Annotated in this window: 15 protein-coding genes; 12 read left to right on the top strand and 3 right to left on the bottom strand. The window is 31.0% G+C overall.

Going from position 1 to position 16,380, the window contains the following annotated elements; translation table 11 throughout:
• The 12 genes from QZZ48_RS08385 to hypF all read left to right on the top strand — a co-directional run.
• Positions 1 to 398 (top strand): hypothetical protein (locus QZZ48_RS08385; RefSeq protein WP_294964294.1); only part of this gene is annotated, 398 nt, incomplete at its 5' end.
• A 20-nt stretch (positions 399 to 418) separates the two neighbouring features.
• Positions 419 to 1,096, top strand: a complete 678-nt coding sequence (locus QZZ48_RS08380; RefSeq protein ID WP_294964291.1) for a response regulator transcription factor — start codon at positions 419 to 421, stop codon at positions 1,094 to 1,096.
• On the top strand, positions 1,093 to 2,328 hold the full coding sequence (locus tag QZZ48_RS08375) for an ArsS family sensor histidine kinase (protein ID WP_294964289.1): 1,236 nt from the start codon (positions 1,093 to 1,095) through the stop codon (positions 2,326 to 2,328). Before QZZ48_RS08380 ends, QZZ48_RS08375 begins: the two co-directional genes overlap by 4 nt.
• An 80-nt stretch (positions 2,329 to 2,408) precedes the next feature.
• A complete protein-coding gene (locus QZZ48_RS08370) occupies positions 2,409 to 2,996 on the top strand; it encodes a TetR/AcrR family transcriptional regulator (protein WP_294964286.1) in 588 nt (195 codons plus the stop codon).
• An 18-nt stretch (positions 2,997 to 3,014) separates the two neighbouring features.
• Positions 3,015 to 3,884: a hydrogenase gene (locus QZZ48_RS08365; RefSeq protein ID WP_294964284.1), complete on the top strand. Its 870-nt coding sequence runs from the start codon at positions 3,015 to 3,017 to the stop codon at positions 3,882 to 3,884.
• A complete protein-coding gene (locus QZZ48_RS08360; protein WP_294964282.1) occupies positions 3,877 to 5,136 on the top strand; it encodes a nickel-dependent hydrogenase large subunit in 1,260 nt (419 codons plus the stop codon). The genes QZZ48_RS08365 and QZZ48_RS08360 overlap by 8 nt, the downstream gene beginning before the upstream one ends.
• A gap of 265 nt (positions 5,137 to 5,401) precedes the next feature.
• Positions 5,402 to 6,553, top strand: coding sequence for a hydrogenase small subunit (locus QZZ48_RS08355; RefSeq protein ID WP_294964279.1), 1,152 nt, complete (start codon positions 5,402 to 5,404; stop codon positions 6,551 to 6,553).
• A 14-nt stretch (positions 6,554 to 6,567) separates the two neighbouring features.
• Positions 6,568 to 8,301: a nickel-dependent hydrogenase large subunit gene (locus QZZ48_RS08350; protein ID WP_294964276.1), complete on the top strand. Its 1,734-nt coding sequence runs from the start codon at positions 6,568 to 6,570 to the stop codon at positions 8,299 to 8,301.
• 12 nt (positions 8,302 to 8,313) lie between these two features.
• On the top strand, positions 8,314 to 9,003 hold the full coding sequence (gene cybH / locus QZZ48_RS08345) for a Ni/Fe-hydrogenase, b-type cytochrome subunit (RefSeq protein ID WP_294964273.1): 690 nt from the start codon (positions 8,314 to 8,316) through the stop codon (positions 9,001 to 9,003).
• Between the two features lie 117 nt (positions 9,004 to 9,120).
• Positions 9,121 to 9,675, top strand: a complete 555-nt coding sequence (locus QZZ48_RS08340) for a HyaD/HybD family hydrogenase maturation endopeptidase (RefSeq protein ID WP_294964270.1) — start codon at positions 9,121 to 9,123, stop codon at positions 9,673 to 9,675.
• A complete protein-coding gene (locus QZZ48_RS08335) occupies positions 9,666 to 11,339 on the top strand; it encodes a hydrogenase (RefSeq protein ID WP_294964267.1) in 1,674 nt (557 codons plus the stop codon). The genes QZZ48_RS08340 and QZZ48_RS08335 overlap by 10 nt, the downstream gene beginning before the upstream one ends.
• A complete protein-coding gene (hypF, locus tag QZZ48_RS08330) occupies positions 11,311 to 13,506 on the top strand; it encodes a carbamoyltransferase HypF (protein ID WP_294964264.1) in 2,196 nt (731 codons plus the stop codon). Before QZZ48_RS08335 ends, hypF begins: the two co-directional genes overlap by 29 nt.
• Here the strand turns inward: hypF and QZZ48_RS08325 are convergent.
• The 3 genes from QZZ48_RS08325 to QZZ48_RS08315 all read right to left on the bottom strand — a co-directional run bounded on the left by QZZ48_RS08325 (position 13,496) and on the right by QZZ48_RS08315 (position 16,093).
• Complete coding sequence (locus QZZ48_RS08325) at positions 13,496 to 14,203, bottom strand: hypothetical protein (protein WP_294964261.1); 708 nt, start codon at positions 14,201 to 14,203, stop codon at positions 13,496 to 13,498. The two genes, hypF and QZZ48_RS08325, sit on opposite strands and share 11 nt — an antisense overlap.
• Positions 14,203 to 15,411 carry an ATP-binding protein gene (locus QZZ48_RS08320; protein WP_294964258.1) on the bottom strand — a complete coding sequence of 403 codons (1,209 nt, stop codon included), beginning with the start codon at positions 15,409 to 15,411 and terminating at the stop codon, positions 14,203 to 14,205. Before QZZ48_RS08320 ends, QZZ48_RS08325 begins: the two co-directional genes overlap by 1 nt.
• Before the next feature lie 82 nt (positions 15,412 to 15,493).
• On the bottom strand, positions 15,494 to 16,093 hold the full coding sequence (locus QZZ48_RS08315) for a transposase (RefSeq protein ID WP_294964255.1): 600 nt from the start codon (positions 16,091 to 16,093) through the stop codon (positions 15,494 to 15,496).
• Positions 16,094 to 16,380: the final 287 nt, after the last annotated feature.

The following is a 16,380-nucleotide window of genomic DNA, read 5'->3' as shown; positions in this document are numbered from 1 at the left end:
TTCATTTTTTTGATAATTATGTAAAAGACTTACATGAAATTTTGGGACTTTTCTTTGTTCTAGTTGTTCTCTTTCACATTTTATATAATTTTAAAAGTATGAAAAATTACTTTAGCAAAAAAGTATTTGCTTTTAGTGCTTTGAGTATTGTTGCTGTTTCTATGGCTTTTGTATTTAGTGTAGAAGATGGAAATAATCCAAAAAAAGCTATGATTATGTCTATGCTTAATACTCCGATAGAAAACTCTACTAGAGTTTTTGGAAAAAACATCTTTGATGTTGCAAAAAAGTTAGAGCTAAAAGGTATATCAATAACTAAAGGTGATACTATAAAAGGTATTGCACAAAAGCATAAAATATCTCCATTTGAAGTGGTAGATATGATTTTACAAAAGTAATAATTTAAAAGGAAAGCTAGTTGATAAAGATTGCAATGGTAGAAGATGATGTTGAGTTAGCAGATGTTCTAACTCAATATCTATCAAAGTTTAATATTTCAGTCACAAACTATGAAGATCCTTTTATAGCTCTTAGTGCCATCGCTTTAACGGAGTATGATTTAGTAATCCTAGACCTTACTCTTCCTGGAATGGATGGACTAGAAGTTTGCAAAGAGTTGATGAGCAAGCATGATATTCCTATTATTATCTCTAGTGCTAGAAGTGATATAACTGACAAGGTGATAGCTCTTGAACTTGGAGCAGATGATTACCTACCTAAACCTTATGACCCAAGAGAACTCGAGGTCAGAATCAAAACAATACTAAGACGTGCTAACAAACAGATTCCAAAGTCTGTAGAAGAAAAAAAAGAACGATTTAGCTTATATGAGGCAAAACAAGAGATAAAAAAAGATGGTAAGTTTATAAAATTCACTCCAGCAGAGTTTCAGATAATGTCTTTAATGTGCAAAAGAAAAGGTTTCGTAGTTTCAAGATATGACATTCTCGATAGTTGTGATTTTTTAAATAGTGATGAGGACAGTGGTAGTATAGCCGTAATCGTTAATAGGATAAGACATAAAATAGAAGAAGATCCTAAAAAACCTGAACTTTTTTTGACTATTAGAGGTATGGGATATAAGTTAGTAGAATGAATAAAAACTCAATAATATTTACAATAACTATTACATTTATTATCGCTTTAATACTCTTACTTATAAGTTTTGTAGGACTTTATAAAGTAAGTGAAAAAAGAGAAAAGTTTTTCATAATAGAAAGAAGTATGGACGCTACAAAGCTCTTTATGAGAGACTTTAGACATAAAGGTTTAACACAAGAACTAGTAGAAGACTTAAAACTAATCAATTTTTCAATAATAATAGATCCTGTACAGCAAAATAAAATACTTAATAATTCAAATGCCAAATATGAAGAAGTTAATATGAGAGGTAGAGGTGGAGCAAAAGTTCAGCCCTTCCAGTTAGATGACAGCCATTATATGTATATTCAGACTAGAAGAGGCAATGTTATTTTAGAAGACAATAATAAACCTGAGCGTCGTATAGGAAGTATTCTCATTATATCCGCAGTTATCTTTTTTACATTTATATTTTTATATTTAAGTACACTTAAAAAACTAAGACCATTAAAAACTCTAAAAGATAAGGTTCAAAATTTTGGAGATGAAGAGTTTGATATTTCATGTGCAAGTGATAAACAAGATGAGATATCACTACTTGCAAATGAGTTTGATAAATCAGCTAAAAAACTTAAAAAATTAAAAGAGTCTAGAAATGTTTTTATACGAAATATAATGCATGAACTAAAGACTCCAATAACTAAGGGCAAGTTTTTAGTAGAACTTCCTCAAACAAAAGAAAATAACACCAAGATGCAAAAAGTCTTTTATAGGCTCGAATCTCTTATTGGTGAGTTTGCATCTATTGAAGAGTTGATATCAACTAAAAAAGTATTGCAAAACAAAGAGTATCATCTTAGAGATATAGTAGATAATGCTGTTGATATTCTCATGTGTGATGAAGACAATGTTGTTACAGACTTTGAAGATATAAGTGTTAATGTTGATTTTAAACTATTCTCTATCACTATTAAAAATCTTATTGATAATGGAATCAAGTACTCTTCTGATAAAAAAGTAATGATTAAAACAGATGGAGATAAAATCATCTTTGAAAATAGAGGTAAAGAATTACAGTATGCATTACAAGATTATTATGAACCATTCTTTAGTGGAGAAAATGTAAAATCAAATCAAAGTTTTGGACTAGGTTTTTACATCATTCACAATATATTAAACGCAAGTGCTTATAGCTTAGAATACATATATGAAAATGGAGTTAATAAGTTTACTATATCTCCTAATTAGAGATTAAAAAATACTCACTTTTGCTAAATTCAAATATAATTTTATTGTATAATTAGATAAGAATTTAAGGAGAAGATTTATTGATAAGTAAAAAAGAAAAGAAAAAAGAACTAATAATGCAAAGTGCACTAGAACTTTTTTCTTTAAAAGGTTTCTATAATACAACTATCCCTGATATAGCGGGCTCATTGAAAATGAGTGTTGGAAATATGTATAATTACTTTAAGTCAAAAGATATTCTTGCAAAAGAGATTATAAAATATATATCAATATATCTAGGATCAAAGTTAAGAGAGATTAACGAACTAGATATCTCAACTGAAGAAAAAACTAGAAAAATTATAGAAATTTATTTCCAAACAGCTATGCATAAACCTGAGATGATAGATTATTTCCTAAGAATCTACCTATCAACTCGTGAAGTTTTTAAAGATGGATGTGAAGGAATGATTTGCGTAAATGAATTTGTAACAGAGGTTATGATTTATTTTGAAGAAGGTGTAAAATGTGGAGACTTGAGAGATCAAGACTTCTTTAGTGCTTTTGGCCTTTTCATGGGTTATCTTGGTGGAATGGTCTTTTTAAAAGGTGAAGACGTACTACCTAAAGGCTTGGATGATTATATTGATGATATATCATATAATGTATACAAAGCCCTAAGTGTTTAATCTATTATGAAAAATAAGGTGAGAGTATTATGGCTTAGCTCTATAGCTTGCAATGGTAATACTCACTCCTTTTTAAACTATCCTTACTTAGAACAATTTCTAAACGATTTTGAATTTATACACCATCCTGTCATTGACTCAGAATACACTCTTAAAGATATTGTCTCTACTAATATAGCCTGCGATATTCTCATAATAGAAGGTTCAATCTCCGATGAGATTAAAAGAGCCGATGTTAAAGTAGTAGATACTATCAAGAGATATTCAAAAATAGTTAAAAAAATAGTTACCTTAGGAACTTGTGCAACCTTTGGTGGCATCTTTAGAGAGAGTGGGTATAAAGACACAACTGGACTACACTTTGTAAAAGAAGAAAAAATTGATAAGTTTAAAAACTTAGTTGATAAAACTATCTCTCTATCAGGTTGTCCTGTTCATCCAGAAGTTTTGGTAAATACTCTATACGCTATTAAAAAAAGTGTTGACTTACAACTTGATGATTTTTTAAGACCAAAAGATTACTTTGCTTATACAGTTCATAATGGATGCACAAGAAATGAATACTTTGAGTATAAGGTAGATAAGCACCAATTTGGTGAACTTGAGGGATGCATGTTTTATGATCATGGATGCCAAGCACCTTTTACTCATGGAAGTTGTAACAAAATACTTTGGAATGAAGTAAATTCAAAAACTAGAGCAGGTTTACCTTGCATGGGATGTACTGAACCATCATTTCCAAAAAACAATCTATATGGAACTAAAAAGAATATGGGTATACCTCAGGAACTTCCACTTGGTGTAGGTAAAAGAACATACCTTACATTAGCGGGAATAACAAAAGCGTTTAAAATAGATAGACTAGAAAAGAAGTTATTTGATGATTGAACTAATAGAAAAGATAGAGGGTGAAGCGAAGCTAGATTTTAGTTTTAAAGATGGCAAGATAGACTTTGTAGATATAGAGTTTATGACTGCTAGAAATATAGAAAAAATCTTACAAGGTAAAACAGCCTTAGATGCACTTGTAATAAATCCAAGAGTTTGTGGCATCTGTGGACATGCGCATCTTATTGCTACTGTTCAAGCTATTGAGAACTGCTATGAAAATCTAGAGATATCTAAAAAAGCTGAAATAATGAGAGAACTAACTCTTAACTTTGAGTTAATACAAAATCATTTTAAATGGTTCTATCTTACTATGAGACCTCTTTTAGGCAAAAAACAAGAGATACTTAAAGCTACATACCCTTCTCAACTTATGGCAAAAGCCATAGCTGTCTTTGGTGGACAATATCCACATACTTCTTATGCTATTGTTGGTGGTGTAGTTAGTGATCTTACCGAGATGGATCTAATAAAAGTAAATCACTATATAGATGAGACTATAAAGTTTTTTGAGACAAATGTTGTAAAAGCAGATGTAGAAGAATTTTCAGCTTGCGACAAAGTAGATAACATCTTAAATACAAGTGGTGACTTACCAGATATTCTAAGAGAGATTAAAAATAAAGAATATCTTCAACATGGAAAAAGTTATGATAGATTTATAGCCTTTGGAGAAAACAGTTATTTTACTAAGGGTAAATCTCTTAAGACAATAGTTACTCAAAATATTTCTATAGACTATGTAAAAGAACAAGAAAATTTAAACTCTCTTGCTAAGAATGTAACATACAAATATAAGTATTACGAAGCTGGTCCTTTAGCTCGTGCAATGATAAATAAAATACCTTTGGTTAAAGATGCTCATAGAAGATATGGTGACAATATTTTTAGTAGAATAATCGCTAGAGTTTGTGAAATAGAACAACTGCTAAATCATTCAAAGAAATTAATACAAGAACTTGATTTGAGTGAACCTTCATATATTGAACCGGCAATAAATATTGAAAATTTAACTGCAAAAGGTCAGAGTGCTGTTGAAGCTGCAAGAGGCTCTCTTATTCATAAAATAGAACTAGAGAAGGGAATTATTGTTAATTATGAGATCATTACACCTACACAGTGGAATTTATGTAACGGTACTAGAGAAAATCCTGGGGTATCACAAAAGGCTATGATAGGTCTACAAGAGGTTAAAACTGCTGAACTTGTATTTAAAACTTTTGACGTTTGTTCTGTTTGTACCACTCATTAATTATAAGTAAATCTTAACTATAAACCCTATATTTAGGCATAAAAAAAGTATATAAAGCCCCAACTTTTACCATACTTTTTTTATAAAAAACTTATCATAAAATCATCACATTTTTATAAATATTTTTTATAACTGCTCTTAAAACTACCTAAAATTGAATTATTCTCTTAAGCGTTTAATAAGTAATATTTATATAAACTCTTCACTGAATGATTGTTCATTTATGAACATGAAGAGGGAATAGGAAAAAAATAAGGAGAGAATTATGATGAGTGACACTCTATATAAAACGTTATCGACTAGAGTTAATGAGTTATCTAAGTTACCTAAAATGGATGATCAAAAATCAATTCCAGATTTGATAAAAGAGAATGGTTTTTCTCGTAGAGAGTTTATGGCATGGGCTGGTGGAGTTACAGCTATGTTAGCACTTCCTGCGAGTTACACACCACTAATTGCTAAAGCGGCAGAAGTTGCGGATAGACTTCCTGTTGTTTGGTTACATATGGCTGAGTGTACGGGCTGTACTGAATCTTTACTAAGATCAGCAAGTCCAAGTATAGACAGTTTGATTTTTGACCATATATCATTAGAGTATCAAGAAACAATTATGTCTGCGGCTGGTTGGCAAGCAGAACAAAATCTTGAAAATGCTATTGAAAAATACAAAGGTAGATATATTCTAATGGTTGAGGGTGGAATTCCTCATGGTGAGGGAAGTCACTTCTTAACTATTGGTGGACATGGTAAGACTGGTGAGCAAAGTGCAATAGATGCATCTGAGCATGCAGCGGCAATTTTTGCTATTGGTACTTGTTCTTCTTTTGGTGGTGTTCAAGCAGCATATCCAAATCCAACAAATGCTACTTCACTTAGTAATGTTACTAGTAAACCTGTTATTAATGTTCCTGGTTGTCCTCCAAGTGAGAGCAATATTGTTGGAACACTATTACATTTCTTACTTTATGGAACATTACCAGCACTAGACGCTTATAACAGACCGAAATGGGCTTATGGACTAAGAATCCATGATATGTGTGAGAGACGTGGTCACTTTGACGCTGGTGAGTTCGTAGAACAGTTTGGTGATGATGGTGCTAAAAATGGTTACTGTCTATACAAAGTAGGCTGTAAAGGTCCATATACATTTAACAACTGTTCTAGACAAAAGTTTAATGAAGGTACATCTTGGCCTGTTCAAGCTGGACATGGCTGTATGGGATGTAGTGAACCTGATTTTTGGGACACTATGGGGATATTACACGAGCCTCTTGCTAATAGACTGTTTCATACATCGTTCGGTGGACTTGGTTCAGATGCAACGGCAGATAAAATTGGTTTAGGCCTACTTACTGTTACAGCAGTGGGAATCGCAGCACATGCAGCACTATCAGCTGTTAAGAAACCAAAAGAATAATTGAGGAGTTTAATATGTCAAAAAGAGTAATAGTAGATCCAATAACAAGAATAGAAGGACACTTAAGAGCTGAGGTTATTGTTGGTGATGACGGCATTGTTCAAGATGCTTTTGTTTCTTCAACTTTATGGAGAGGGCTTGAAGTAATCGCAAAGGGAAGAGATCCTAGAAACGTACCACTTATGATGCAAAGAATTTGTGGTGTTTGTACTTATTCTCACTACCTAAAGAGTACTATGGCAGTTGAAGATGCACTTGGAATCAAGATACCTTATAATGCTGAACTAGTAAGATCGTTGATGAATGCTGCACTATTTATGCATGATCACGTTGTACACTTTTACCACCTTCATGGTGTTGACTGGGTTGATATCGTATCAGCACTTAGTGCAGACCCTGCAAAAGCAAGTAAATTAGCATTTAAATATAGTGATTCTCCAATAGCTACTGGTGAGAATGATCTTAAAAAAGTTCAAGAAAAAATTGCTAAATTTGCTAAAAACCCTCAAGGACTTGGGCCATTTGCTAACGCATACTGGGGACACGGTACATATAAGCTAACTCCTGAACAAAACTTAATAGCGCTTTCTCACTACTTAAAAGCACTAGAAATTCAAAGAACAGCTGCTCAACTTTTAGCTATCTTTGGTGGTAAAAATCCACATCCACAGAGTCTTACTGTTGGTGGTGTAACTTGTGTTATGGATATTCTAAACCCAGCTAAAATGGGTGAATACATGACTAAGTTTAAAACATTAGCTGATTTTATCAATAATGCTTACTATCCAGATATCGTAATGGCTGCTGAAATGTATAAAACAGAAGTATCAGTTGTTAAACCAATTGGTGTTAAAAACTTTTTAGCATTTGAGGACTTTATTGTAGGACGTGGTGAGAGATTATTTGAGAGTGGTATTATTTATGATGGAGACTTAAGTAAAGTTTTCGAAATTGATGAAGATTTAATCACTGAAGAAGCAACTCACTCATGGTACCAAAATGACAAACCACTTCATCCATACGATGGTGAAACAGATCCTAAATATACAGGTTTTGTAGATGGTGAAACTGTTGGTCCTGATGGGAAAATGATTCACTCTAAGCAGATTAATGAAAAAGAAAAATATTCTTGGATTAAATCACCTAGATATGATGGTAAACCAATGGAAGTTGGACCTCTAGCATGTTTAGTTGTTAGTTATGCAAAAGGTAATAAAAAAGTTACTAAAGTTGTTAATGATTTCTTAGGTGCAACAGGTCTTCCTGCAGCAGCACTGTTTACTACTTTAGGTAGAACAGCGGCAAGAATGTTACAAGCAAAACTTATTGCTGATAATGCTCTAATCGCATTTAACAACCTTATTGAAAATCTAAAAGTTGACCAAGAAACTTGTGCTACTTATACTATTGATAAAGACAAAGAGTATAAAGGTAGAGGTATGGGTGATGTTCCTCGTGGAATGTTAAGTCACTGGATTAGAATCAAAAATGGTGTTGTTGAAAACTATCAAGCTGTTGTTCCATCTACTTGGAATGCAGGACCTATGGACTCTAATGGAGTTAAAGGCCCTTATGAAGCTGACTTAGTTGGACTTAAAATTGAAAACTTAAAACAACCATTAGAGATTATTAGAATTATTCACTCTTATGACCCTTGTATTGCTTGTGCCGTTCATGTAATGGACACAAAAGGAAATCAGCTTAGTGAGTACAAATTGGATCCTATTTATGGTGGATGTAGCGTTTAAAAAGGAGAAGCTATGAATGTTGAAGCTCAAGAAAATGTAGAGATGGAACAGGAATTAGAATTTGCAGCCTCATATAGATGGCAACACTGGATTAGAGCAGTTTCGATAGTTGTTCTAACAGTAACTGGCTTCTATATTGCTGTGCCTTTTTTAACGCCGGCAGTAAATGCTGATCCAACAAATTTTATGCAGTCCCTAATTAGGTCATGGCATATCATTTTTGGATTTGTTCTGATAAGTGTGATAATATTTAAAAGTTATCTTTTTATATTTGCTAAAAATACAGAGATGGAAAGAAAAGCTTTAAAAGATGTAATAAATCCAAAAATTTGGATTCAACAAATTGGGTACTATTTACTAGTTTCAAAACACCCTAAACTAAATGGAGTTTATAATCCACTTCAGTTTATGGCTTATGTAACTTTTTATATAGCGATATTTGTTCTTATTATTACAGGGTTAATAATGTATGTTCATGATTTTCACCAAGGACTTGGTGGATTTCTTTATGCACCTATGAAAAGTATAGAAGTTATGATGGGCGGACTTGCTAATGTTCGTGTTATTCATCACATCTTGACATGGGGTATTATGTTATTTGTTGTAGGTCATATGTATATGGCAATTTACAACGCTGTATTTGGAAAAGAAGGTGCGATGGATGCTATTTTTAGTGGTATGAAGTGGCATAAAAAACACTAACTATAGACAGGGGTTTCCTTGTCTTTAGTTAAACTAAAACAAAATTTTCATAAACAACCATAGTTATATGGTTGTTTGTAAAGATTTATTTAACAATTTTATAAACAGAGGTTTGATTTGAAAATATTAATATTAGGTATAGGTAATGTATTATTTGGGGACGAAGGAATAGGTGTACACTTAGCTAATTATTTAGATGAAAAATATAATTTTAGTTCTGATGAGCACACAGTAGCTCTTATAGATGGTGGTACTCTTGCTCAAATACTTATACCTATTATTACTGACTATGACAGAGTTGTACTTATAGACTGTGTAAATGTAAAAGATGGAAATATTGGAGATGTATATAGTTTTGATTTTGATGCTGTTCCAGAGTACATTACTTGGGAAGGAAGCGCTCATGAAGTTGAGATGCTACAAACTCTTCAGATGATAGATATGTTAGGAGACCTTCCTCCTGTTAAAATCGTTGGTGTAATTCCATATGTTATTGGTGAAGATACTACTTTTACTATTACAGACGAAGTACTAAATGCTAGTAAAACTATGGAAGACTCTATTATTAAATATATAAAAGAGTTTGATATAGAAGTTAGTGTTAAAAATCCTGAGGCAGTACTTCAAGAAGTTGCAAGAACATCATACTTAAGGGGCACAGAATGGTATTAGAACTATTATTTGAATATTCAGCATCTTCATTAGTATATGATAAAGTTTTATCAAGAAAATTACAAGAGTCAAATCTTGATGGAAGACTTGTTAAAACTGATACTGAGATAAAGTTATATGTAGAATCCCAAGACGCTGTTAAACTAGAAGAGTTTGCAAATGATATATCTTTAGAACTTCCACATTCAATCTTTTTAAAAAACACAGAGGTGAAAGTTTTAGAAACATTGCCAGAGAGTGATTTTGTTTTAGAAAAATCGAAAAAACTTCCTTTATCTTTTTGTCCAAGTTGTCTAAATAAAGTTTTAGATGAGACAAGCCCAGATTATTACAATCCATTTTGTGAATGTGAAGTGTGTGGTTATGATGCAGATGGCACTCAAAAAAACTATAAAACAGAGTTTGCTAAGATTGCAAATTCTATAAACGATGGCTCAGTTGTAAAAGTAAATACTTTCTACGGAGAATACTATATAGGTAAAGTAAGTCCAGTATGCAACGATATATCTTTTGATATAGTTAGTTATGACTTAGCTTCAATCTCTAAGTATACTAATGTAACAAAAACTGAAACAGTTGCTCTAGGAGCAATTGAGAAACCTTTTATAGGCTTAAAAACAAACCTTCAGTTTAAGATGGATTTTGAAGGTGTAGAAGAAGAGTTGATTAGATTTAAATTAGCTGATGATTTTATACTTCATTTGACTTTAGAAGAGTTGCATAAACTTGGTGTTAATTTCTTATTTATTACAAAAGAAAAACTTGAGTATCAAGATGAATTTCTTATAGTTGATGTTAAAAAGACTTTAGAACCAATAGAGTGCGTTGTAAGCGAGCATAATGTAATTATCCTTAGTGGAGATAAAGGACTTCCTAGTTTTGAGTTAAGTTCAGAGCCAGTTGTTCCATATTTAGGAACTTTTAACTCTGTTATAAAAGAGCATGACTTTAAAGATAAGACTGTAGTTGGATTAAATATGAGTAAGGATTATCATAACAATATTTTAGTTTATGGCAAAAAATTTGGACTGATAGAATATCTATCTTTTAAATCTGAATATAGTTCTATCTCAGAAATATTTGAAGTTATAGCATCTACGAATGAGACAGGTGCAAAACTACTTCAAAACTATAAAACAGAATTCTCAGAACTATATGAAAAAGTATCCGCTGTAAGTTTTGATGATAAAGAGTTAAATATCTACAAGATATGGGGAATTATTTCTATAATTTTAGGATATAGTAAAACTTCAGATTTATATGAGTCTGCAGATAAATTAGAAAACAATGCAAAATCATTTTTAGGGGCTAAAGGTCCTCGAATAGATTATAAGTTGCAAAATATAAAATCTAAGGTTTATCTAGATCCATTGATGGTAATCAGAACAGCGATGACTTTTAAACTTGCTGGAGTTGATGATTTATGCCTTTCATACGGAGTGGTTGAGAGTTTTGTAGAGTTCTTAGCTGGACAACTAGATGAGATAAAACAAAACATGAGTAACGATGTAGTTGTTGCATCTGGTTCATTACTTGGTAATAAACATCTCTTTAGCAAGTTAGATAAAGAGGTTTCAGTTAACCATGAATTATATTTTAACAAAGAATTACCGGTAGATGGGATAAACATAAAATATGGCGGAAACGACTTACTTAATAGCTAAAAGATTCAATTTTAAAATATTTGGGCAAGTCCAAGGAGTTGGATTTCGTCCATTTGTTTATAAAATTGCAGATGAATTAAATCTTTATGGATTTATAAAAAATAGTGAAAATGGTGTTGAACTTGAACTTGAAGGACAAATCCTTCAGATAGAAGAGTTCATTAGCATCTTAAACTCTCCCAGATTACCTCCACTCGCACAAATTGACAAAATTGAAACACTAGAAATTAAAGCTATTTCTAGTAAAAAGTTTGAAATCATTCACTCAACTGCAAACACTAAGAACTCAAAAGTAGCCTTGGTAGTCCCTGACATAGCAATTTGTAAAGATTGTCTAAAAGACTCTTCAACTTCAAAAAATTCTAAGTACTATGATTATTTTTCAACTACTTGTACAAACTGTGGTCCAAGATATAGTATTATCAAAACTGTTCCATACGATAGAGAAAACACATCTATGAGTAAATTTAAGATGTGTGATTCATGTGAAGAAGAGTATACAAATCCTCTAAATAGACGCTATCATGCACAACCAATCTCATGTAATGATTGTGGACCCACTCTCACAAAAAGTATAAAGCTTACAGCAGAGCATATAAAAAATGGAAAAATTGTTGCCATGAAAGGTCTCGGTGGTTTTCATATAGTTTGTGATTCTACAAATGATAAAGTAATAGAAAAACTTAGACAACACAAAAATAGACCAACTAAACCACTAGCCATTATGTGTAAAAATCTCGAACAAGTAAAACTATTAGCCCTTGCATCTACGAAAGAGAAAGAGCTTTTAGGGTCAAAAGAAGCACCGATAGTTATTCTAAAAAAATCTTTAGATGCAAGCCTAAAGATATCTAAATCAGTTGCTCCAAATATAGATAGAATAGGGTGCTTTTTGCCATACACTGCGCTTCATCATCTTCTTTTTAAAGAACTCAAAAATCCAATAGTAGCAACAAGTGCAAATCTTTCAAGTGAGCCTATAATTATAGATGCACAAGACATAAAAGAGAAACTTCCATTTGTTGACTTTGTTCTAGATTTTGACAGGGACATTATAAATGGGGTAGATGACTCTTTAGTTCAAGTTGTGGCAGGTAATACTCAGATTCTAAGACTGTCTCGTGGATATGCTCCAAAGGTTATAAAGCTTCCATTTAAGAGTGAAAAGAAGATACTAGCAGTTGGAGCAAATGCTAAAAATGCCATAGCTTTTGTCATAGAAGACAGCATCATAATCTCTCCTCATATTGGGGACTTAGGTTCATTAAAAGCCTTTGAGTTTTTCCAAAGAACTATAGAGACTTTTAAAAGATTTTATGACTTTGAACCTGATGTAATAGTTCATGATATGCATCCAAATTATGAAACTACAAAATGGGCAAAAGAGCAGGGTAAAGAGCTAATAGAAGTTCAACATCACTTGGCGCACATATATGCTTGTAAGGCTGAGTTTGGACTGAGTAAAGATTACCTAGGATTTAGTTTTGATGGAACTGGATATGGAAATGATGGGAAGTTATGGGGTGGAGAGATATTTGTTGGTGATGAAAGAAAATACACTTTCAAACCTCTTAAACTATTAGGCGGTGAAAAGGCTATAAAAGAGCCACGACGAGTTGCTCTTAGTATGCTCTTTGATAAGTACTCACTTGATGAAGTTTTAGCTCTTGACGCAGAGGTAGTAAAGTCTTTTAAAGCAAATGAGATAAAGATACTTCACCAAAGTTACACTAAAAATCTAAATGCTCCGCAGACTTCTTCTGTTGGAAGACTCTTCGATGCAATGGCGAGTTTTTTAAACCTCTTACAGTTTCAAAGTTATGAAGGTGAAGCAGGACTTATCTGTGAGCAAAACTATAACTCTGAAATCACTCAAAGTTTTGAGTATAAAATAGTTGATGGCATCATAGATATAGAGTATGACTTCTTTGATAAAGAGTTAGTCTCTAAGTTTATAAATACACTTGTGAAAATAGTTTTAGATATCTCAAAACAAATGAATATGGAAGTGATATTAAGTGGTGGAGTTTTTCAAAATAAAACACTCTTAGAGCTAGTAGCATCTGTACTAATAAAAGAAAATATAAAACATTATTACCAACAAGAAACTGTTATTAATGATGGTGGAATTGCATTGGGGCAGGCTTATTATAAGTTTATAACATAAACTTTTCAATAATATTATTGACATAATTTAATTCAGACGCTTCTAATAGGTTGTGCATTTTTAGTTCACTGTCTATAAAACTATTTGGAGGTGCAAAGCATGGTAATCGTCTAAATTCACCTTTATATCTTTCTCCCTTGAATTTTTTATTCTTACTTTCTCCTTTATATTTAACACAAGGATAAATGGATTTATTTGGGATATAATTTATTATTTTTCTACAACTTCCACAATAACAAAAATCTATTAAAGTACTTTCAAAACAAGGACTAGAAACTAAAAGGCAATTATTTATTTCTAAAGAGCTAAACTTTTTAATGAAATAATTTCTTACTTCATCATCTATATCTTTATCCCCATCAAAAAACACAATTACTGAATCGAAGATAGATAAGTCTCTTTCAAATATTTCAAAAGCACCAATAGCAGGAAAAGGAACTTTACTGCCTTTTAGACTTCCTCCTTTAAACAAGCAGTTTTTATCTACAATATTTTGAGTTGGAATGTTTTTGCCCCAAGCTATTTTTATAAATTCTTCGCTTAGTTCATAACAACCTTTATCATATCCACATAGTTTAAATATTTTAGATATATATCTAAATTCTAAATCACCCTCAATAATACATAATATTTTTTTTTGAGCACTTGTCTCAACTTTGGGTCTATTTGGTTTTAAATTTTCTAAATGAGCTAACATTAAAAAATCTTAGTAACTATATCTTCTATCTTTGGTATGCCACCTATTAAACCATTTTCATAATGTGTTAAAAGGTTTTCATAACCTTTTATATCTGAATTATCTTTAATAGGTTTTACAATTGTTTTATGATTAGCATCTTTTTCTATTAAAAATATCTCATCATTTTGTAAAAACTGCATATTGTAAATATTGTGTGTTGAATAGATTATTTGTATGTCATTGTCAATTAATAACTTATTTAAAATAGGTACTAAAACTGGATGAAGAATTGAGTCAAATTCATCAATAACTAAGATACCTCCTCTTAGTTTAGCACTATAAATATCTAAAAGTATTTTCATTAACATTTGTGTCCCATCTGACTCCAAGTCAAATTCTAAAGGTTCTTTAGAATCAATTTTATGATATATCTCTAAGCCTAGAATTTCTTTTTCTTTCCCATCTTCTTCTTTAACCTTTACTTCAACTTTCTCAATATCTAGATTTATAGAATTGAAAAATCTTAAGAAAAATGGTTCTACTCCTTCTCTTAAAACTTTTTTATCTAAATATATGCCTATAAATTTTTCATCTGCTAAGTTAGTATTTAACTGTGTCTTGTAAACAGAAATATTCGAATAACGCTCTATAGTACTAAAGAAGGATGTAATTGCAGGTAAAATATCACTCTCATCAAATTTTTCAAATTCTTGAAATAGAGACTTTTTTTCACTTAGTTTTTCAAAAATAACATTTTGAATTTTTTTATCTATATTCAGAATTGTTTTATTCTCTCTATCAAAGAAAATTGTTTTATTTTCATTTATGATTACAGATAACTGCTCATTTTGAATAGCAACATTGTTGAATTTTTGAGATTCAAATGTTAAAGCATATAAATATTCTTTGCCATTGACAACAAAACCTATCTCTATCTCACTATTTACATCTAAATTTGCAAACTTATTTTTAAATGATACGGGAAAATTATCTGTTTGTTCATTTTTAATAACTTTTGCTAAAGTAATAATAGCTTTTAAAATAGTAGTTTTTCCAGAAGCATTTGCTCCATAAAAAGAGATTATCTTGTTGTAATACTCTCCATTAAACTCAAACAACCTATCTGTATTATGCTCTATATTATATGCAGATGCTTTAAAATCTATACTAATTTCATCTTTAACAGAAAAGAAATTTTTGATTTTTATCTTTGTTATAAAGTTCATAATTTATTACCTTGCATTTATATTTTGTAATTTTATCCAAATAAAATTAGTTTACTCAATTTTCGTACATAAAATGAATAAGCTAAAAGTATTTGTAAAGAGAAGCTTTTAATATATGAACTTGCTCTTCGTATGTGTAGTTGAACTTAAACTCTATCTCTTTTAGGTAGTAAAAAAAGTTCTCATGATTTATGCCTTTATACTTTAAAATAGAATCTTCAAAAAAGTTCCAAAACATGGTGATGATATTTTCTCTCTTTTGTGTTTTAGAAATTTTGTTGAGCATCATAAACTTTGAAAACTCTTTGAAGTGAGCTTCTTCTGCACCTGAGTCTAAAAATTCATCTTTATATCTGTTTAGGTCTGGCATGAGTAGATTATAGACTTTGTTTTCATAGTTAAAAGTTAGAAAGTTTTTAGCATCAAAAATATTTTTTTTCACCTTTTTTTTACTCTTTGAAAGATAGATATACTCATCATATTCTAAGACATCTTTTCCTTGATACTTCTCTTCTAAAAAGTTTGCTATTACTTTTCTGAAAAATTCAAATCTAACTTTTACTGTTAGGTGATTTATATGAAGTTTATCTTTTGTTTGGTTGCCTGTAAGGTTTTTACAAAAGCATTCTATAATCTCAAAATCCCTTTGAATCTTGCTTATAGAGAACTTTTTTTTGCACAAAGAACACTTGAATTGTCCGGAATTAAGCGTGTATAATTTTTTATTATTACAATAGATGCAGTTCATATGTGAATTTTATCATAAATTAGTCCCAAAAACATATAATAAATAGATGAATTAACTTTAATTTTAAATTATAAATGTAATATAATGAATACATATTCATTGAAGGATTATTTAACATGGAAAATTTAGGACTACTTCTTATCTTCTGGTATGGCGTTTTACATGCTTTTGGACCAGACCATCTAACTGCAATAGCAGATTTTTCTATCGGTAAGAGCAAA

It is taken from the genome of Sulfurimonas sp. (genome assembly GCF_016744025.1).
Lineage (GTDB): Bacteria > Campylobacterota > Campylobacteria > Campylobacterales > Sulfurimonadaceae > Sulfurimonas.
This window is presented reverse-complemented; position numbering and strand designations above follow the sequence as displayed.

What these genes read in the sequence shown, in the direction of transcription:
- QZZ48_RS08375 (WP_294964289.1), top strand. Translation starts at nt 1,093, where the DNA reads ATGAATAAAAACTCAATAATATTTACAATAACTATTACATTTATTATC.
- QZZ48_RS08360 (WP_294964282.1), top strand. Translation starts at nt 3,877, where the DNA reads ATGATTGAACTAATAGAAAAGATAGAGGGTGAAGCGAAGCTAGATTTT.
- QZZ48_RS08355 (WP_294964279.1), top strand. Translation starts at nt 5,402, where the DNA reads ATGATGAGTGACACTCTATATAAAACGTTATCGACTAGAGTTAATGAG.
- QZZ48_RS08350 (WP_294964276.1), top strand. Translation starts at nt 6,568, where the DNA reads ATGTCAAAAAGAGTAATAGTAGATCCAATAACAAGAATAGAAGGACAC.
- cybH (WP_294964273.1), top strand. Translation starts at nt 8,314, where the DNA reads ATGAATGTTGAAGCTCAAGAAAATGTAGAGATGGAACAGGAATTAGAA.
- QZZ48_RS08335 (WP_294964267.1), top strand. Translation starts at nt 9,666, where the DNA reads ATGGTATTAGAACTATTATTTGAATATTCAGCATCTTCATTAGTATAT.
- hypF (WP_294964264.1), top strand. Translation starts at nt 11,311, where the DNA reads ATGGCGGAAACGACTTACTTAATAGCTAAAAGATTCAATTTTAAAATA.
- QZZ48_RS08325 (WP_294964261.1), bottom strand. Translation starts at nt 14,203, where the DNA reads ATGTTAGCTCATTTAGAAAATTTAAAACCAAATAGACCCAAAGTTGAG.
- QZZ48_RS08320 (WP_294964258.1), bottom strand. Translation starts at nt 15,411, where the DNA reads ATGAACTTTATAACAAAGATAAAAATCAAAAATTTCTTTTCTGTTAAA.